Raw genomic sequence first — 20,550 nt, forward strand, 5'->3', positions numbered from 1 at the left:
ATGAGTATGCGAAAAGACGTTTACGAAAGGATGAGATATTTTGTGTTAGAAAAGATAAAACCAAATTATTCTGCCATTGCACGGCAATATGGTGTTGATCCACGAACCGTAAAGGCGGCCTATTTAAGAGCTCAGAGTGGTGAAACAGCAGTCGTTAGGAAGCGGCGAAGCCGTCGTAGTAAGCTAGACGGATATCAAGATATCATTGAGGATAAGTACACGGCAGGCTGTTCTGCCAGATCAATTTATGACTTTATCGTTGAAAAAGGCTTTACCGGTAAATACACAATCGTTAAAGAATACTGTCGTCGGTTTCGCAAAACACAAACTAAGAAAGCTACGATTAGAGTTGAGCATACGATTGGCTTAAGTGCTCAAGTTGATTGGAAAGAACAAGTTACCATGACTGACCAGAATGGCGTCCCACATACTTTCAGTATTTTCTTATATGTCCTACCTTATTCAAAATTTAAGTTCTTAAGACTAACTCTAGATCAGAAGCAGGATACTCTATTCAAATGCTTATTTGAAGCCTTTAAGGCTACTGGTGGTATTCCTAAAGAAATTTGGTTTGATAATATGTCAACTGTCGTTGACCATAAATTGAGTGACTTTCATCATCATCGATTTAACGAACGGTTCCTATCATTTAGTCATGATGCGGGATTCCAGCCAATCGCTTGTCGTCCATTTAGACCACAAACCAAAGGTTGTGTTGAGGCCTTGGCAAGAACAATGGGACGATTAAAGCCTTACGATGGAGAATTCAGTACCATCAATAACTTGAATGATATCGTTAATCGATTAGCTAAACGACTTAACCATGAGAAGTCACAAAGTAATAATCAGAAGCCAGTTGAATTATGGGCAAAAGAAAAAGAGCATTTCCGGTCTCTCAATTACGATCTCACAAGGTACTTCGACAGCGTCCAAACTAGAAAAGTATCGCGAGATTCAATGATTAGATTTCAAAACCATCAATACTCTGTTTCCCCTAATTATATCGGAAAAGAGGTTGAAATTAAACCAACTACTGATGGTAAAGCTATTCATATTTTCTATCAAGGCGTTGAAATTCAGAAACATGATTTAACTAACAAGCAGTTTAATTACGATCCGCACGATAAACATGCCATTCTAAAAAGTGATTTGATGGAAGATAAAACGGATGAAGAAATTAATCAGTATATGCTTAACAACCTCAGTATTTATGATCAGATTGGGGAATAAATGAATCAGTATCAAAAACTAATTGATAATTTAACGAAGTTAAATTTACATCATATGGCTGCATCAATTACGGATTATCGGCAACAAGTCAATGACAGCCAAATCAGCTTTAGTGAAGCACTATTAGAATTAACCGATAAGGAGATTGCCTATCAGCAACAAGAAAGCCTAAAGAGAAGAATCAAACGTGCTAGATTTCCGATTATTAAACGACTAAATGAGTTTGATTATCAATTTCAACCTTCGATTAACCAGCAGCAAATCGCTGAGTTTGCGACCATGTCATTTCTGGATAATCAAGAGAATATTATCTTTATTGGCAGCCCTGGCGTAGGTAAAACGCATCTGGTAATTGGTCTTGGCATCGAAGCATGCCGGCAAGGTGTACGAACACTATTTATTAATTGCCATGAATTAATCCTTAGATTGAAGGCGGCGCAAGAAAAGCAACATTTAGAGCGCGTAATGCGCCGATATGAAAGATATGACCTGTTAATCATTGATGAATTAGGCTATTTACCAATAACGGCGGATGAAGCGAAACTATTGTTTCAACTAATAAATGGCCGCTATGAACGTAAATCAACGATCATAACGACCAATGTACCATTATCAAGTTGGGGAACCGTCCTTCATAGCACGGCGACTGCAGAAGCAATTTTAGACCGCCTTGTCTATCACTCACATGTAATTAAGATCAAGGGAAAGTCATACCGTTTAGCATCGGTCAATCCCTAAATGCCAGAATTATCTGCTGATTTATATGGAACTGTTAGTCACAAGTTAGATGCGTTACAGCCATCAGGTATCCGTGAATTCAATAAAGAAGTTTCAAAGATCCCAGGAATTATTAAATTAACATTAGGAGAACCAGACATGGCAACTCCTGAACACGTTAAGCAAGCAGCCATTAGAAGTATTGAGGAAGATGATTCTCACTATGCTCCTCAAATGGGAAAGCCAGAATTACTTGAAGCAATCAGTGATTATATTCAGAATACTCGTGATGTGCACTATGATCCGCAAACGGAAATAATTGCGACTGTGGGAGCAACCGAAGCCCTCGATGCAACCTTATTTGCAATCCTTAATACTGGAGACAAAGTTGTGGTTCCGACCCCGATTTTCTCTCTATATTTCCCATTAATTGAAATGACAGGAGCAACAGTTGTTCAGGTTGATACTTCAGCAGATAATTTTGTTCTAACTCCAGAAAAGCTTGAAGAAGTTCTTGAAGAAGAGGGAAAAGGCGTCAAAGCTGTTATCCTTAACTACCCAAGTAACCCAACTGGTCGTGAATATCCTCAAGAAGTTCTAGCAGGATTAGCTGAAGTAATTAAGAAGCATCATTTATATGCGATTGCTGATGAAATCTATAGCGAACTAGTCTATGGGGTAGAGCACTATTCAATTGCTACTATGATTCCAGAGCGGACAATTTTTATCTCTGGACTCTCAAAATCTCACGCAATGACTGGTTACCGTTTAGGATATGTTGCAGCTCCGGCTAAGATCATGGCTAATATTTCAAAGATGCATGCCTTCTTAGTCACAACCGTAACTAATAACGTTCAAGTTGCAGCGGCTGAAGCACTGACAAATGGTTTAAATGATCCATTAGAATTTCGAAAGATTTACCAGCATCGTCGCGATTTACTTGTTGCCGGTCTTAAGAAATTAGGCTTTGAAATGTTAACTCCTGAAGGGGCATTTTACCTTTTTGCTAAGATTCCAGCTCAATTTGGAACTGACGATGTTGCCTTTGCAAAGCAGCTTGCTAAAGAAGCAAAGGTTGGAGTAACACCAGGTAGTGCATTTGGTAAGGGTGGCGATGGTTATGTTCGTCTGTCATATGCCTCCTCTGATGAAAACCTAACAGAAGCTATTAAACGAATTGGTGAATTTTTAGACCATCTTGCGTAAATGGCAAAAAGCAAAAAAAAAGACATTGTTATTTCTAACAGCGCCAATTTTGACCAACAAGAATATGACACCGCAGTTGGTAAGTTAATTCGTAATTACAAGAAGCAAAAGCAGATTGAGTACGATGAATTAACTACTAAAATTGCTAAACCATTTGAATTGAACGCTGATGGGATTGACAATTTACTTCAAAATATTGAAGATGCCGGAATTAGTGTTGTCGATGAAAATGGGGATCCAGATCCTCGTGCTTTAAAGGCTACTGAAAAATTCTCACAATCTGCTATGAAGGATACATCAGCTCCAACTGGAGTTAAAATTAATGATCCTGTGCGGATGTATTTGAAGGAAATTGGTCGTGTAAATCTTTTGACGGCTGATGAAGAAGTTCAGCTTGCTTTACGGATTGAAAAAGGTGATGAAGTAGCTAAACAAGAATTAGCTGAGGCTAACTTACGGTTAGTTGTTTCAATTGCAAAGCGTTATGTTGGCCGTGGAATGCAGTTTCTTGACTTAATCCAGGAAGGTAACATGGGACTTATGAAAGCCGTTGAAAAATTCGATTACCGGCGAGGATTTAAGTTCTCTACTTATGCTACCTGGTGGATTCGTCAGGCTATTACACGGGCAATTGCTGACCAAGCACGGACAATTCGGATTCCGGTTCATATGGTTGAAACTATTAATAAATTGATCCGGATTCAACGGCAATTACTTCAAGATTTAGGACGTGAGCCGTTACCCGAAGAAATTGGTGCAGAAATGGATATGCCAACTGAAAAAGTACGGAATATTCTTAAAATTGCCCAAGAACCAGTTTCACTTGAAACGCCTATTGGTGAAGAGGATGATTCTCATTTAGGGGACTTTATTGAAGATCAAGATGCAACAAGTCCAGCTGACCATGCTGCTTATGAAATGATGAAGAAGCAACTTGAAAATGTGCTGGATACGTTAACCGATCGTGAAGAAAATGTTCTGCGGCTTCGTTTTGGTTTAGATGATGGTCGGACACGGACCCTTGAAGAAGTCGGAAAAGTCTTCGGGGTAACGCGGGAACGGATTCGTCAGATTGAAGCTAAGGCGCTTCGGAAATTACGTCACCCATCACGTTCTAAGCAATTAAAAGATTTCTTAGAATAAATGGCAAAGATACCGCGTAATGTAATTGATGAAATACGAAATTCAGTTGATATTGGTGATGTAATTGGGCGCTATGTCCAACTGCATCAGGCTGGAAAAAATCTAATTGGGTTATGTCCCTTTCATGATGAAAAGACCCCCTCTTTTTCGGTGAATGAGGAAAAACAATTTTTCTATTGTTTTGGATGTCACCGGAGCGGAAATGTATTTCAATTTTTGATGGAGTTAAAGCATATCGATTTTGTCGATGCAGTTAAGGAGATCGCTAACGATAGTAATATCAAGATTCCTGAACAATATGTTAGCGTTCCGGCTAAACCATTAAATAACGAGAATCGACAGCTGTTTGATCTTCATGATAAAGCGGCTAAACTTTATCACCATATATTGGTAAATACACCGGCTGGGCAAGTTGCACTTAATTATTTAAAAAAACGGGGAATGAGTGAGGAGCTGATTGAACAATTTGGTTTAGGCTATGCTCCTGATCAGCGAATATTGAAGCCTTTCTTCCAACAGCAAAAGGTTGATTACCAATTGCTAAGAAAAAGTGGACTTTTTAGTGAAGATCAACAAGGAGAGTTGCGAGACCGGTTTATTGAACGGATAATGTATCCAATAAAAAATGGTCAAGGGCAGGTAATTGCTTTTTCTGGGCGATTAATTGATACCAGTAAAACAAATTTACCCAAATATTTAAATAGTCCTGAGACACCGATTTTCAATAAACGGCGAACATTATTTAATTTTGATGTTGCACGAAAAGCGGCACGTAAAGATGGTCGATTATACTTATTTGAGGGATTTATGGATGTAATCTCGGCCTTTGCTGCAGGGATCGAAAATGGAATCGCTTCAATGGGAACTAGTTTTACCGAAGAGCAAGTAGCGATTATTGGTCGAGCAACTAGGCAATTAGACATTTGCTACGATGGAGATCAACCGGGACAAAATGCAATTGACCGTGCAATTAGCCTCGTTAATGATCATCGACCTAATCAGTTGCAGGTAAAGGTTGTCCAATTGCCGGCTGGGATCGATCCAGATGAATATGTTCAAAAGTATGGACCACAGCAATTCAATGCCTATCTTACGAATAAGGAAGAAACAACAACAGAATTTTACCTGCGCTTTTTAAGAAACGGGAAAAATTTAGATAATCAGAATGAACTAATGCAATATCTTAACCAAGCGCTGAAGGTAATTGCTCAGGTTCAAGCTCCCTTAGAAGAAGATATGTACTTGCAACGGTTGGCAGGTGAGTTCAAGTTAGATCGACAAACCTTAAAAACGCAGTTAGATCAATTGCGACAACAACTAGGAATTCATAATCAGCCATGGATTAAGCAACAGCCTTCACTAGCTCGTCATCAACAGTTTCAACAAACTAGTGAAGAAGAACAGCAAAAAATTAAACTTAGTAGGACTGAATTAGCGGAACAGATCTTATTAAGGTACATGCTATATGATCGTGAAGTATGGATGCATGTGACAGCAGATCACAATTTTCATTTTGCACATGAGAAATATCAAACTTTGTATTTATTAGCAGCAAGTTATTTTTCTGAAAATGGCTCGTATTCAACTGCTGACTTTCTTGATTATTTAGATGAAAGTAGTTTACAAGGTACTCTTGGGCAAATTGAGAATTTAAATGTTGACCAAGAAGTTGATATGCGAGCAATTGATGATTGTATCCATATGATCGTAGAACAAACACCGTTAGCTGCGCAAATTGCAGATAAGCAAGCCCAGTTAAAAGAAGCTAATTCATTGCATAATACAGAATTAGCTACGCAATTAACGATTGAACTGGTAAAATTATTAAAGCAGCAGCAACGCTTAAAAACGGAGGAGACTAATTAAATGGCAAATACATACTTATTAGAAGTCGGTGTTGAAGAAATGCCTGCTCACGTTGTAACACCAAGTATTAAACAGTTACACGAACGAGTAGAAAAGTACCTTAAAGAACAACGGATTACTTTTGATGATATTCAAGAATTCGCTACTCCACGACGGATGGCATTACTAATCCATGGCTTAAGTGATAAGCAACCTGATATTGATGAATCAGTTAAGGGCCCTGCAAAAAAGATTGCGCAAGATGCTGATGGTAATTGGACCAAAGCTGCAATTGGTTTTACCCGGGGACAAGGTGCCTCTGTTGAAGATATTGAATTCAAAGAAGTAAAAGGCGTTGAATATGTTTTTGTTGAAAAGCATATTGCTGGAAAAACTGTTGCTGAAGTTCTTCAAGGATTACCAACAGTTATTACTTCGATGAATTTCCCAACCTTGATGAAGTGGGGCTACAATAACTTACAATTTATTCGTCCGATTCGGTGGCTAGTTTCATTATTAAATGATGAAGTCGTTCCATTTAATATTTTGGACGTTGAAGCTGGTCGAGAAACACAAGGCCACCGGTTCTTAGGCCATCCAGTTGAAATTGCTAAGGCTGATGATTATGAGGAAACCTTAAATAATGATTTCGTTATTGCTGATCAAACAAAGCGAAAGAATTTAATTAAGGATCAAATTACTAAGATTATTAATGAGAACAACTGGCAAGTTGATTGGGATGAGGACTTACTAGAAGAAGTTAATAACCTAGTTGAATGGCCAACTGCCTTTGCTGGATCTTTTGATGAGAAGTACTTAGCATTACCTGACCCGGTCCTAATTACTTCCATGAAGGATAACCAACGATTCTTCTGTGTACGGGATAAAGATGGTAACCTCTTATCGCACTTTATTTCTGTTCGCAACGGTAACACAGACTACCTTGATAATGTTATTAAAGGAAATGAACGGGTTCTTGTTCCTCGTCTTGAAGATGCTCAATTCTTCTATCAAGAAGATCAGAAGTTGACAATTGATGAATATGTGGAACGACTTAAGAAAGTTAGCTTCCATGATAAGATTAGTTCAATGTATGACAAAATGCAGCGGGTCGCAGTGATTGCGAATGTTCTTGGTAAGCAACTAAATCTTTCAGATGAAGAACTAGCAGACCTTGATCGAGCAGCACATATTTATAAATTTGACCTTACTACGCAAATGGTGGGTGAATTCGCAGAGTTGCAAGGAATTATGGGTGAAATTTATGCTAAGCTATTCGGTGAAAAAGATGATGTTGCCACAGCTATTCGTGAACACTACATGCCAATCTCTGCAGAAGGAGAATTGCCACAAACTAAGATTGGCGCGGTCTTAGCAATTGCCGATAAACTTGACAGTATCATGAGCTTCTTTGCAGTTGATATGATTCCAAGCGGTTCAAATGACCCTTATGCTTTACGTCGGCAGGCATTTGGAATTGTCCGGATCATCGCCGATCGTGGTTGGAACCTTCCATTATTAAGTATTCAATCAGAAATTGCCCCTGCCTTTGAAAACGCTGAAATCAATGTTTCTTTTGATTTGAATAAAAATAGTGATGAAGTCCGTTCGTTCTTCTTGGACCGGATTAAGCAATTATTCCATGGTCAAAAGGTTCGTCACGATATCATTGATGCAGCTACCGATACTCATCAAAATGATATTGCTAATATCCTTGAAGCTATTCAAACTATTGATGATCATAAGGATGATGATAACTTTAAAGAAGATATTGAAGCTCTTACCCGGGTATTACGGATTGCAAAGAAGGATAAACGTCCAGTTAGTGAGCTTGTAGTAGATCCTAATTTATTTGAGAACCCATCTGAGGCTAAGATGCATACTGCTGTTTCAGAATTGATTAAGGAAAATCAACAGACAGTAAGTGAAAACTTTGCAGCCTTACGGACTTTAACACCAATAATTAGTGAATATTTTGATGAAAATATGATTATGGATAAGAATGAAGATATTCGTAATAATCGTTTGGCCCAATTAAGTATTTTGGCTAATCAAGCATCATTAATTGGTAACTTGGATAACTTGATTGTAAAATAAATGACGAAAAAATTAACCGTGCAAGATATTATCTTTACATTGGAACAATATTGGGCAGATCAAGGCTGTATGTTAATGCAGGCTTATGATAACGAAAAGGGTGCGGGGACAATGAGTCCTTACACTTTCTTGCGGGCAATTGGTCCTGAACCATGGAATGTGGCTTATGTTGAACCTTCACGGCGGCCAGCTGATGGTCGTTATGGTGAAAACCCAAACCGGCTTTACCAACACCACCAATTCCAGGTATTAATGAAGCCTTCTCCTGATAATATTCAAGAATTATACTTAGGAAGTTTGAAAAAGTTAGGGATTGATCCTTTAGAGCATGATATCCGGTTTGTTGAAGATAACTGGGAAAACCCTTCAATGGGCTGTGCCGGTGTTGGTTGGGAAGTTTGGCTTGATGGAATGGAAGTTACTCAATTTACTTACTTCCAAGTCGTTGGAGAGTTGCCAATGAGCCCAGTGGCCGCCGAAGTTACTTATGGACTTGAACGGTTGGCTGAATATATTCAAAATGTTGACTCAGTTTATGACTTAGAGTGGGCGGATGGTGTTCTGTATGGTGATATCTTCCAAGAACCTGAATATGAACATTCTAAGTATGCGTTTGAAGAAAGTAACCAAGATATGCTTCTGCAAGACTTTAATGATTACGAAAAAGAAGCTAAACGTTTAATTAAGCTTGGATTGGTTCACCCAGCTTATGATTATGTTTTAAAGTGTAGTCATACCTTTAACTTGTTAGACGCGCGTGGTGCTGTTTCAGTTACCGAACGTGCTGGTTATCTTCACCGTATTCGAATTATGGCAAAATCAATTGCAAAAGCCTTTGTTGAAGAGCGGCGTAAACGTGGCTTCCCACTGATTCATGACGAAGCAGTTCGCCAAAAAACAGTTGAAGAATATACAAAAAAAGCGGAAAAGGCAAAGGAACGGGCCGCAAAGCAAGCAGCTAAGAAAGCACAAAAGGGGGAAAAGTAAATGGCACGCGTAACCACACAATTTACTGGGATCATTATGTACCGACAGGATTATCGTGAACGCGACCTATTAGTAAAAATGCTCACTGATAAGATTGGGCCGGCAATGTTTTTTGTAAAAAATGCTAAAAAACGTGGCTTTCGGATGACTGCTGATATCCTGCCATTCACCCATGGTACATACATTGGCTCACTTGATGAAAATGGCTTAAGTTTTATTAATACAGCAAGTGATACTAGCCAATACAAGAATATTGCAAGTGACATTAGCAAAAATGCATATGTTACGTATATTTTGGCATTAGTTGACAGTGCTTTTAATGACGGTCGAAGCATTGGTGGCTGGTTTAATCAAGTTGCTGCAGCCTTAGACTTAATCGAAAAAGGATTAGATGAGCAAATAATTACAAATATTATTGAAACACAGCTGTTAGTTGCTTTTGGTGTAGCACCAATTTGGGATCGGTGTGTTGTTTGTGGCCGCAATGATCTGGCTTTAGACTTCTCTGAACAATATGGAGGGATGCTTTGTCAGAATCACTGGTCACTTGATGAACATCGTCTTCACCTTGACCGTAAAACTGTTTATTATCTCCAACAGTTTGCCACAATTAACTTGCAGAAATTGAATTCTATTCGGATTAATCCAGCTACTAAACGACGTCTCCAACAAGTCTTGGATACTCTTTATGATAACGAGGTTGGACTAAACTTGAAGGCAAAACGGTTCATTAGACAAATGAATAAGTGGGAACAAAATATCGGAAAGTTATCAATGAACGATTGAATGGATAATCCAAATTATAAGTCTGGCTTTGTGGCAATTATTGGGCGCCCAAACGTTGGAAAATCAACTTTATTGAATTATGTTGTCGGGCAAAAGGTAGCAATTATGAGTAATGTTGCACAGACAACGCGTAATAAGATTCAAGGAATTTATACAAGCCCAGAAGCACAGATTATTTTTATTGATACGCCAGGAATTCATAAACCATCTACTAAATTAGGTGATTTCATGGAAAAATCAGCAATGTCAGCATTAGATGAAGTGGATGCTGTCTTATTTGTTGTTAGTGCGACTGAGAAGCGCGGCCCTGGTGATGACTTTATTATTGAACGCTTAAAGAAAGTTAATCAGCCAATCTTTTTAGTTGTTAATAAGATCGATCAAATCAATCCCAATGATCTGCCTGAAATTGTTGATCAGTATAAAGATACCCTTCTATTTAAGGGAATTGTACCAATTTCGGCTTTGCAGGGAAATAATGTGAATAACTTAATCAATGATATTATTAAGATTCTTCCCAATGGTCCGCAATACTACCCAGCCGATCAAGTAAGTGACCACCCTGAACGTTTTGTGATTGCAGAAATGATCCGTGAAAAGGTCTTTTTGCTGACGAGACAAGAAGTGCCGCATTCAGTAGCTGTTGATGTAACATCGATAAAGCGTGAGGATGAAAACCATATTCATATCTCGGCCAATATTATTGTTGAACGTCCTGGCCAAAAGGGAATTATTATTGGTAAAGGTGGAAAAATGCTGAAAAAGATTGGGACAATGGCCCGACAAGATATTGAAAAATTACTTGGTGACAAAGTATTTCTTCAACTATGGGTAAAAGTTGTTCCTGACTGGCGTGATAAGTCTGCAATGCTAAAAGACTATGGTTATCGGAATAAAGACTATTAAATGGACTCACGCGATAAACATCAAACTGAGAAAAATCATCACTTAATTCAAGCAATGCGTCACGCAATCGATGGAATTATCCAAGTATTACGTGAAGAGCGTAATATGCGGTATCATCTTTTAGCTGCCTGCTTGGCCATTATTATGTCGGCCTTATTGCAGATTTCAGCAATGGAATGGTTATGGATTTTATTAGCAATCTTTGTTGTTTTTACATCTGAATTTCTTAATACGGTTACCGAAGCTGTTACAGATTTGATTGTTGATCACCATTATGAATTAAATGTAAAAAAAGCTAAAGATGTTGCTGCTGGTGGCGTACTGATTTCAGCGATATTTTCGGTTTTGGTGGGTCTAATTATTTTTATTCCCCGTATATTAGCAATTATTAGATAGATGGACTTGGAAATTTTCGATCAAACAACAGCACAGCTTCCAAATGAACAATTGGCGATGGTAAAGGACTTATTACAGTATGCTGCTAAAGAACTTTCCTTATCAGAAAATACAGAAATGTCTTTAACGTTTGTAAATAATCCAGAGATAAAAAAATTAAATGCCCAGTATCGTAATGTTGACCGGGCAACTGATGTTTTAAGTTTTGCCGCAGAAGAAGCGGGAGATGAAACACCGATTATTATGGATCCCCAAATGGCCGCTGAAATCCCTGTTAATCTTGGTGACTTATTTATTTCCATCGATAAGGTAGCAGAACAAGCAAAGTTTTTGGGCCATTCAGTTGATCGAGAGTTAGGATTTTTAGCTGTTCATGGTTTTCTTCACTTAAATGGATATGATCATGAAGAGCCGGCAGATGAAGAAAAAATGTTTAAATTACAACGGGAGATACTAGACGGTTATGGACTCACGCGATAAGTGGGAGAACAAAAAACGATTGAACAAACTTTTCAAATTGAAAGTCCAGAAATAGAAGTTGGCTTACTAGGAACACAGGATAAGTTTGTGAGCCTGATTGAACAAGGAATGGATGTTGAAATCCGACCATTCGGTGAAAATCTTAAAGTAAGTGGACAAGAAGAAGACGTTAAACTTACGATCGATGTATTTCGTGCCCTTATTTCGTTGCTAAACCAAGGGATCCGCATCCACAGTACAGATATTGTTAGTGCGATGAAGATGGCGCATCGTGGAACATTGGAATATTTTGCTGACCTCTACAGTGAAACGATTATTAAAGATCGCCGGGGAAGAGCCATTCGGGTAAAAAATTTTGGTCAGCGGCAGTATGTTAACGCAATGAAGCATAATGATATTACGTTTGGGATTGGCCCTGCCGGAACAGGGAAAACTTACCTAGCAGTCGCAATGGCCGTGGCATCCTTAAAGCGTGGCGAAGTGGAACGGATTATCTTGACGCGACCAGCAGTTGAAGCTGGTGAAAGTCTAGGATTCTTACCTGGTGACCTTCGTGAAAAAGTAGATCCTTATTTACGACCAATTTATGATGCCTTAAATGATATTTTTGGGGCTGATCATACACAGCGGTTAATCGATCGAGGAATTATCGAAATTGCACCTCTTGCTTATATGCGTGGACGAACTCTTGATGGAGCTTTTGTAATTTTAGATGAAGCCCAAAATACGACTAATGCCCAGATGAAGATGTTCCTTACCCGTTTAGGCTTTGGCTCAAAAATGGTTATTAATGGTGATGTTTCACAAATTGACCTTCCACATGGGACTCGCAGTGGTCTTGTAAACGCGCAACGAATTTTGAATAATATTAAGTCAATTAAGTTTGTTAAATTTAGTGCAGAAGATGTTGTTCGTCACCCGGTTGTAGCACGGATTATTACTGCTTATGAGGACCAAACATCAAAGCGATTAGCAGAAAAAGATAAAGATAAAGAGACAAAAGAGGAAAAATGAATGGTTCATTCGACGGCACAGAAAATTTTATGGCAATTACTTTCAGCACCAGATTCATGGATTTCTGGAAATGATTTAGCAAAGCGATTTAATATTAGTCGTGAATCTGTTTGGAAGGCCATCAACGGTTTACGAAAAAACGGAAATAATATTGAAAGTCGTAGAAACCTTGGATACCGTTTTACCGGAAATTCAAGGTTGAGTGCTGATATTATTGATTTTTATACTCATAATCACTTTAAGAATCGTCTTTACGTTGAAAATCAGGTTAGCTCAACTCAAAGCATCGCGAAAGCTTTTTTGAGTCACCACCTAGTTAGTGCGCCAACGGTATTTATCGCTGATCATCAAACTGCTGGCTATGGAAGACAGGGACGGTCCTTTTACTCTCCGGCAGCAACTGGCTTGTACTTTAGTATGATTCTGCCTAGCCCAACCGACAGACCACTACAAGCTGGGTTAATGACAACGACTTTTGCAGTTTTAATTGGGGAAGTTCTTAAACAATTTTTCCCTGGTCAAGACTTTCGGTACAAATGGGTCAACGATATTTATTTAAACCATAAAAAAGTCGGTGGAATTTTGACCGAGGCAGTAGTAGACCTTGAATTAAGAGCAACGGCATCCTTAGTGGTAGGAATTGGTTTGAATATAACTACAAAAGAATTTCCGCTGGGCCTTAAAAATAAAGCGACAGGAATAGCACCAGCAGATCGTAATCTTTTAGTCAGCCGTCTTATTGAGACGATTGCTAATAATTATTTAGACTATGATAATCCACAGTATCTTGAGCAATATCGCCAAGACTCAATGATTTTAGGACAGAAGGTGGACTTGGTAGTAAATGGTGAGGTTATTGCTGGAACTGCTAAAAAAATCGAAAATGATGGTGCGTTAACAATTCGCCTGGCAGACGGAAAAACGAAAACTTTTAATAGTGGGGAAGTAGTTAAAGTTAATTTTGAAAAATAAATGATTAGGGAAAAGATAAGTTTATCAATTTATGAAATGACTGTCGTTGCCATGATGATTGCAATTATTGTTATTTTAGGAGCAGTCCCGGGAATTCCGGTGGGGGTTATTCCGGTGCCAATTGTTTTACAAAACATGGGAATAATAATTGCTGGAGAATTACTTGGACCAAGATTAGGAACATTTGCTGTATGGCTCTTCTTGTTTTTAGTTGTGCTTGGATTACCACTACTTTCTGGTGGACGCGGTGGAATGGTGACAATATTAGGTCCAACTGGCGGATATATTTTTGCTTGGTTATTTGTCCCATTGTTGATTGGTTTTAGTCTAAAATTAAGTTGGCATTATGGGATGACACAGGGGATAACTGAATTTCTAATTGTTTGGCTATGGGGTGTAATCTTTGTGGAAGGAGTCGGCGCAATCTGGTTAGCTAATCAATTACATACCACGCTTATTTCTGCCTTGGCTTCCAATGTTTTATTTGTTTTTGGCGATACAATCAAAGCGCTTATTGCCGTCTCAATTACTCGCCGTTTACGACACATTAAGGCTTTTTGTTAAATGCCTATTAAGAGAATGTGGGGTGGACGGTTTGAAGAAGCCGGTGACCAACTAGTTAACCAATTTAATGCGTCAATCAGTTTTGATCAAGAAATGGCTCAAGAAGACATTGAAGGCTCATTAGCCCATGTAAAAATGCTGAAAGAAACACAAATTTTATCAGCAGATGATGCTGATAAGATTATTGCTGGACTTAAGAAATTACGTGAACGATTAACTAGTGAAGGACTCCCATTTTCGATTGACAATGAAGACATTCATATGAATATTGAGGCATTGCTGACAGAAGAAATTGGCCCCGTTGCTGGTAAGCTTCATACTGGGCGGAGCAGAAATGATCAAGTTGCAACTGACCTTCATTTATATGTAAAGAAGCGGTTGCCCATTATCATTAATGAATTGAAAAACTTACAGGCAGAATTAGTAGATAAAGCAGCAGAAAATGTTGAAACGATTATGCCAGGGTACACTCATATGCAACATGCTCAGCCAATTTCGTATGGGCACTATCTCATGGCTTATTTCCAAATGTTTCAGCGAGATGTTGAACGTTTTGAATTTAACCAGCAGCACACGGATTTATCACCACTAGGAGCGGCTGCTTTAGCTGGGACCACTTTCCCAATTGATCGACAATTAAGTGCAAAGTATTTAGGTTTTGCTGAACCATACCATAATTCACTGGACGCCGTTTCTGATCGGGATTTTGCCCTTGAATTTTTAAGTAACGCAAGTATTTTGATGATGCACTTGTCACGATTATGTGAAGAACTGATTTATTGGTGTAGTTATGAATTTGGCTATTTAGAATTGGCAGATTCATATTCTACTGGTAGTTCGATTATGCCCCAAAAGAAGAACCCTGATATGGCAGAATTGATTCGTGGTAAAGTTGGGCGAGTTTATGGTGATCTTTTCGGCCTATTAACGACAATGAAGGGACTTCCGCTTGCTTATAACAAGGATATGCAAGAAGATAAAGAAGGATTATTCGACGCGGTAAAGACGATTCTCCCAAGCATCAAGATCATGACCGGGATGATTGCCACCCTTCAAGTAAAGAAAGAAGCCATGGAGCATGCAACTCATCATGACTTTTCTAATGCCACTGAATTAGCAGATTATCTCGCTACTAAAGGAATTCCGTTTAGGGAAGCGCATGAGATTGTCGGTGAGCTAGTACTGAAGGGACTTAAGACAGGGACAAATCTTGTTGATATTCCATTAGACGAATATAAAAAGATTTCGCCCAAAATTGAAGAAGATGTTTATACCTGCTTACAACCTAAAGTAGCAGTTGAACGGCGGAATTCTTATGGTGGAACTGGTTTTGATCAAGTTCGTCAACAAATTAGAGATGCTAAGAAAATTTTAGAAGGTAATTAAATGTCAAAAGAAAAAATTGTTTTAGCTTATTCTGGTGGTTTAGATACTTCAGTTGCAATTGCCTGGCTCAAAAATAAGGGGTATGACGTAATTGCATGTTGTATTGATGTGGGTGAAGGAAAAGACCTTGAAGCGATTAAGGAAAAGGGTCTTCAAGTTGGTGCGTGGAAGTCAGTAGTGATTGATGCCAAGCGGGACTTTGCTGAACAATTTGTATTACCAGCCCTTCAAGCCCATGCAATGTATGAGCAAAAGTACCCATTAGTTTCAGCACTTTCTCGTCCATTAATCGTTCAAAAACTAGTTGCAGTTGCTAATCAATACGGTGCGACTGCTATTGCCCATGGTTGTACTGGAAAGGGAAATGATCAGGTTCGGTTTGAAGCAGGTATTCATGCTTTAGCACCAGATATGAAGATTGAAGATCCAATTCGGGATTGGCACTGGTCACGGGAAGAAGAAATTCAATACGCTAAGGATAATGGCATTCCTGTTCCAATCACAAAGGCTAGTCCTTATTCCATTGATGAGAACTTATGGGGCCGGGCAAATGAATGTGGAATTCTTGAAGATCCATGGGCTGCGGCACCTGCTGATGCATATGATCGGACGGTTTCAATTGAAGAAGCCCCTGATACCCCAACCACAATTGAAATTACCTTTAGTGAAGGGGTTCCTACAGCAATTGATGGTGAAGAAATGCCGCTTGACCAGTTAATTATGAAACTGGACAAATTAGCTGGTAGTCATGGGATTGGTCGGATTGATCACGTTGAAAACCGGCTTGTTGGTATTAAGTCACGGGAAATTTATGAATGCCCAGCTGCAACTGTTTTATTGGCAGCCCATAAAGACTTGGAAGACCTGACCCAAGAACGGGAAGTAGCGCACTTTAAACCCCTAATTGAACAAAAAATGAGTGAAATTATTTATAATGGGCTTTGGTATTCACCATTAATGAAATCTTTAGTTGCTTTTATTGATGAATCACAAGCAGTTGTTAATGGAGTGGTAAGGGTTAAATTATTTAAGGGAAATGTAATCTGTGAAGGTCGGAAATCACCAAATTCACTTTATGATAAGAACTTGGCAACTTACACTTCCGCTGATGAATTTGACCAAGAAGCTGCCACTGGCTTTATTAAACTTTGGGAATTACCAGATAAGGTCTATGCTCAAGTACAAAACAAAAATAAAAAGAAAGTAAAGGAGAATACAAGCGATGCCTATTAAATGTGCACATCAGTAATTTATACAGCAGGTGATTATTACTTTGGCCGTAACCTTGATTTGGAAGTCAACCTTGGTCAAGAAGTAGTGATTACCCCACGTAATAAGACTTTAGAATTTCGGAAAATGCCAAACCTTGAACACCATTATGCAATTATTGGAATGTCGATTGTTCGTGATGATTATCCATTATATTTTGATGGGGTAAATGAGAAGGGTGTTGGAATGGCAGGCCTTAATTTTGATGGTCCAGCTCATTATTTCCCAGTCCAAGAAGGAAAAGATAATATTGCATCATTTGAACTAGTTCCTTATATTCTTGCGGCTGCTTCCTCGGTTGCTGAAGCGAAGAAGTTACTTTCAAATGCAAACATTGCTAATATCAATTTTTCTGATAAACTCCAAGCTGCACCGCTGCACTGGATTATTGCTGATAAAACGGGGGCTTCTGTGACTGTTGAATCCACCGCAAAAGGATTGAATGTTTATGATAACCCAGTTGGTGTTTTGACAAATAATCCGGAGTTTCCTCGTCAATTATTAAATCTTAGTAACTATCGTAGTGTTGCACCTGCTAATCCGGCTAACGTATTTGCACCTAATGTCGACTTACCAGTTTATAGCCGGGGCTTAGGGACCCATTTTCTCCCGGGAGGAATGGATTCTGAAAGTCGTTTTGTTAAGGCTACATTCACTAAGATGCATGCCCCAGTTGGTAATTCTGAAGTTGAGAATATTACCAACTATTTCCACATTCTTCAATCTGTCGAACAACAAAAGGGATTGGATGAAGTAGCACCGGATACTTTTGAATATACGATCTACTCTGATGGTTCAAACCTAAAGAAGGGTATTTTTTACTACAAGACTTACGAAAACAGTCAAATTAATGCAGTTGATATGCATAAGGAAGACCTTGAAGCATCAGAATTAATTACCTATCCAGTTCAAAATAAACAAATTATTAACCAACAAAATTAAAAAAGGGACTGTGACATAAGTTAAGTTACTTTCATAAAAAGCAAATACGCAGTACAACAATGGCCTCTAACGTCCGGCAAAACCGATCGTTAGAGGCCTATTGTTGCTTGCGGGGGCTCCCAGAGGCTAGCTTCGCGTCGAAAAACGAAGTCACAAGTGACTTTTGTCTCGCTCCATGAGCTTACTACAACAATTAACGTCAGACATGGTATCAGCAATGAAGAATCGTGATAAGGAAACATTAAACGTTGTCCGGATGCTTAAAGCAGCAGTTCAAAATGAACAAATTGAACTTGGCCACGATTTGAGCGCTAATGAAGAAATTGCGGTAATGGCACGTGAATATAAACAGCGTAAAGAATCGCTTGAAGAATTTGAAAAAGCTGGACGAGAAGATCTGATCAACCAAGCTAAAAATGAATTAGCAATTGTTGAAAAGTATATGCCAAAGCAGTTATCAAAAGATGAAGTTACTAAGATTGTTAAGGAAGTAATTGATGAGCTTAATGCTTCTAGTATGAAGAACTTCGGACAAGTAATGGGGTCAGTTATGCCCAAAGTTCAAGGTCAAGCAGATGGAAAATTAGTTAACCAGGTTGTAAAAGAACAATTGAGTAAGTAAATGTCAAAAACAGTCGTTCGTAAGAATGAATCTTTAGACGACGCTCTTCGACGCTTTAAACGTTCAGTTTCACGTAACGGAACATTGCAAGAATATCGTAAACGTGAATTTTACGAAAAGCCAAGTGTAAAACGCAAGTTGAAATCTGAAGCGGCACGGAAGCGTAAGAATAAGCGCGGTCGTCGTTACTAAATGAAAGGTTTTAAACATTTATTACTGCTAATGGTAATTGCGTTTCCGATATTATGTACACCTATTACTGCATTAGCTGCTAACGAGAGCAGTTCAACTAGCTCTTCATCAACCAATAATCCATCGCAAGTCGCTAGCAATGATTCAGTGCAAAAGATTAAACAAAAAGGAACATTGGTTGTGGGAATGAGTGCTGATTATCCACCCTACGAATTCACAACCAAAGAAAATGGAAAAACTAAATATGTCGGTTTTGAAGTTTCCCTTGCTAAACAATTTGCTAAAGACTTAGGAGTAAAACTAGTTATTAAAAACATGGACTTTGACTCACTTCTAGTTGCGCTAGAAACAGGTAAAATTGATGCTATTATTTCGGGAATGAACGTTACGGCTGAACGAAAAAAGAGCGTTGACTTCTCAAATACATATTATTCCGGTGATAGTTACTTTTTAATTAATAAAGGAGATAAAGATAAGCTAGTTAATGTCAAAAGTTTTAATGGGAAAAATGTGGGAGCACAAAACGGTACGCTCCAATCAACCCTAATTTCAAAGGAAATGCCTAAAGCAAAAGGCAAAGGGCTTGCTAAACTTTCTTCCTTAGTCATTGGGCTTCAATCTCATAAATACGATGGGATTTTAATGGATGCTGCAACTGCTAAAGCCTACGCTGCCAATAATTCAAATCTTTATGCCTTTAATTCGAAATTGCCAAATACTGCTGGCGGAATTGCCATGGCCTTTCCTAAAGGTGATACCTCGTTAGTCAATGCCGCCAACCAGACAATTAAAAAAGTTAATAAAGAACAACTAATTAATAAAAAATGGATGGTGGATTATAGAATGAAGTTAGCCACCTAAATGGTGGATTATAGAATGAAGTTAGCCACCTAATTGGTGGTAAATGCAAAAACGCCATTCGGCGTGACATCAGGTATCATATTAAGTGAATCAAACCTATATGAAAGGATGTCCGTCAAATGACGCACTTAAATGATACCATGATGACGCACTTAAATGATACCATGCCCACTAACTTTTTGGCCACCCATCGCAAATATGCACACCTTACTAAAGAAGAGCGAGTGATGATTGCGACTTTAAAGTCGCAAGGACTTTCCAATCGCGCAATCGGTCGTCAATTAGGAGTGAACCACCAAACCATTAATAATGAGCTTAAACGTGGTACAGTTCGCCAAATTCGTCGTCAAAAATTCAATGGTAAGACTTACGATTACCCTTATCACATCTACAGTTATGAAGCTGGTCAGAATATTTATCTTAAATGCCACCAACGGTCTGGTCGTCCTCGTTTATATTACCGCTCAAAGCGTTTTTTACAATTGGCCGACCAATTAATGCTTGGTGAATTTGATGAGCATCGTTACTCTCCTCAAGCAGCTATTTATAAGGCACGTGATTTGATGAGTGATGATTCACTGATCCCTAAGTCTGTTGTGACTTTGTATCAGTGGACCAATTAATGCTTGGTGAATTTGATGAGCATCGTTACTCTCCTCAAGCAGCTATTTATAAGGCACGTGATTTGATGAGTGATGATTCACTGATCCCTAAGTCTGTTGTGACTTTGTATCAGTGGATCAGGAATTCTTATTATGAGGGGTGACTACAATAGAATCGCCAACAATGTGATTACTATCCCAGATACAGTTTCCAAGGTAGTAATTAATGGTGCTGCGAATAACAACTGGGTAGTTTACAGCACAGAGGGATTTGCATTCCAAGATGGTGGAAACCAGTCAAATAAGAATATAGGTATTTAGTGGAATTCTTAT

At 38.6% G+C, this 20,550-nt stretch carries 20 protein-coding genes and 3 pseudogenes; all 23 read left to right on the forward strand.

The annotated features are described in order from the left end of the window. Positions 1-6 precede the first annotated feature (6 nt). The gene (gene istA, locus HHK02_RS00885) at positions 7-1,230 is read left to right on the forward strand and encodes an IS21 family transposase (protein ID WP_181462888.1); all 1,224 of its coding nucleotides are present in this window, start codon (positions 7-9) and stop codon (positions 1,228-1,230) included. Then, positions 1,231-1,968, forward strand: coding sequence for an IS21-like element helper ATPase IstB (istB, locus tag HHK02_RS00890; protein ID WP_181462588.1), 738 nt, complete (start codon positions 1,231-1,233; stop codon positions 1,966-1,968). Beyond that, entirely contained in the window at positions 1,969-3,153 is a 1,185-nt protein-coding gene (locus HHK02_RS00895; protein WP_003671065.1) for an aminotransferase class I/II-fold pyridoxal phosphate-dependent enzyme, read from the forward strand. Beyond that, on the forward strand, positions 3,154-4,296 hold the full coding sequence (gene rpoD / locus HHK02_RS00900; RefSeq protein WP_003671067.1) for an RNA polymerase sigma factor RpoD: 1,143 nt from the start codon (positions 3,154-3,156) through the stop codon (positions 4,294-4,296). Continuing rightward, on the forward strand, positions 4,297-6,162 hold the full coding sequence (gene dnaG, locus HHK02_RS00905; protein ID WP_085719937.1) for a DNA primase: 1,866 nt from the start codon (positions 4,297-4,299) through the stop codon (positions 6,160-6,162). Continuing rightward, positions 6,163-8,238, forward strand: coding sequence for a glycine--tRNA ligase subunit beta (gene glyS, locus HHK02_RS00910; protein ID WP_181462589.1), 2,076 nt, complete (start codon positions 6,163-6,165; stop codon positions 8,236-8,238). After that, positions 8,239-9,225, forward strand: coding sequence for a glycine--tRNA ligase subunit alpha (gene glyQ, locus HHK02_RS00915; RefSeq protein ID WP_003665860.1), 987 nt, complete (start codon positions 8,239-8,241; stop codon positions 9,223-9,225). Beyond that, positions 9,226-10,011: a DNA repair protein RecO gene (gene recO, locus HHK02_RS00920; protein ID WP_019253441.1), complete on the forward strand. Its 786-nt coding sequence runs from the start codon at positions 9,226-9,228 to the stop codon at positions 10,009-10,011. Continuing rightward, positions 10,012-10,917, forward strand: a complete 906-nt coding sequence (era, locus tag HHK02_RS00925) for a GTPase Era (RefSeq protein WP_019253440.1) — start codon at positions 10,012-10,014, stop codon at positions 10,915-10,917. It begins immediately after the preceding gene. Beyond that, positions 10,918-11,313 carry a diacylglycerol kinase family protein gene (locus tag HHK02_RS00930; RefSeq protein WP_003671074.1) on the forward strand — a complete coding sequence of 132 codons (396 nt, stop codon included), beginning with the start codon at positions 10,918-10,920 and terminating at the stop codon, positions 11,311-11,313. Further along, complete coding sequence (gene ybeY, locus HHK02_RS00935) at positions 11,314-11,793, forward strand: rRNA maturation RNase YbeY (RefSeq protein ID WP_181462590.1); 480 nt, start codon at positions 11,314-11,316, stop codon at positions 11,791-11,793. Continuing rightward, positions 11,794-12,807, forward strand: a complete 1,014-nt coding sequence (locus HHK02_RS00940) for a PhoH family protein (protein WP_085678302.1) — start codon at positions 11,794-11,796, stop codon at positions 12,805-12,807. After that, positions 12,808-13,779, forward strand: a complete 972-nt coding sequence (locus HHK02_RS00945; protein WP_181462591.1) for a biotin--[acetyl-CoA-carboxylase] ligase — start codon at positions 12,808-12,810, stop codon at positions 13,777-13,779. Beyond that, entirely contained in the window at positions 13,780-14,343 is a 564-nt protein-coding gene (locus HHK02_RS00950) for a biotin transporter BioY (protein ID WP_085678296.1), read from the forward strand. Next, positions 14,344-15,729, forward strand: a complete 1,386-nt coding sequence (gene argH, locus HHK02_RS00955; RefSeq protein ID WP_085678293.1) for an argininosuccinate lyase — start codon at positions 14,344-14,346, stop codon at positions 15,727-15,729. Next, positions 15,730-16,962 (forward strand): argininosuccinate synthase, encoded by a 1,233-nt coding sequence (locus HHK02_RS00960; RefSeq protein WP_035159966.1) that lies wholly within the window; start codon positions 15,730-15,732, stop codon positions 16,960-16,962. It begins immediately after the preceding gene. After that, on the forward strand, positions 16,963-17,940 hold the full coding sequence (bsh, locus tag HHK02_RS00965; protein WP_152699295.1) for a choloylglycine hydrolase: 978 nt from the start codon (positions 16,963-16,965) through the stop codon (positions 17,938-17,940). Between the two features lie 175 nt (positions 17,941-18,115). Continuing rightward, entirely contained in the window at positions 18,116-18,562 is a 447-nt protein-coding gene (locus HHK02_RS00970) for a GatB/YqeY domain-containing protein (protein WP_003665848.1), read from the forward strand. After that, positions 18,563-18,754: a 30S ribosomal protein S21 gene (gene rpsU, locus HHK02_RS00975; protein WP_003665847.1), complete on the forward strand. Its 192-nt coding sequence runs from the start codon at positions 18,563-18,565 to the stop codon at positions 18,752-18,754. After that, positions 18,755-19,585, forward strand: a pseudogene (locus HHK02_RS00980) (transporter substrate-binding domain-containing protein); the annotation flags it as partial. A 173-nt stretch (positions 19,586-19,758) separates the two neighbouring features. Then, positions 19,759-20,235, forward strand: a pseudogene (locus HHK02_RS00985) (helix-turn-helix domain-containing protein); the annotation flags it as partial. Beyond that, a pseudogene (locus HHK02_RS00990) lies at positions 20,229-20,357 on the forward strand (IS30 family transposase); the annotation flags it as partial. The pseudogenes HHK02_RS00985 and HHK02_RS00990, both read left to right, overlap by 7 nt. Positions 20,358-20,403: 46 nt before the next feature. After that, positions 20,404-20,538 carry a hypothetical protein gene (locus HHK02_RS12830; protein ID WP_269204224.1) on the forward strand — a complete coding sequence of 45 codons (135 nt, stop codon included), beginning with the start codon at positions 20,404-20,406 and terminating at the stop codon, positions 20,536-20,538. Positions 20,539-20,550 lie beyond the last annotated feature (12 nt).

The organism is Limosilactobacillus reuteri (genome assembly GCF_013694365.1).
GTDB lineage: Bacteria > Bacillota > Bacilli > Lactobacillales > Lactobacillaceae > Limosilactobacillus > Limosilactobacillus reuteri_E.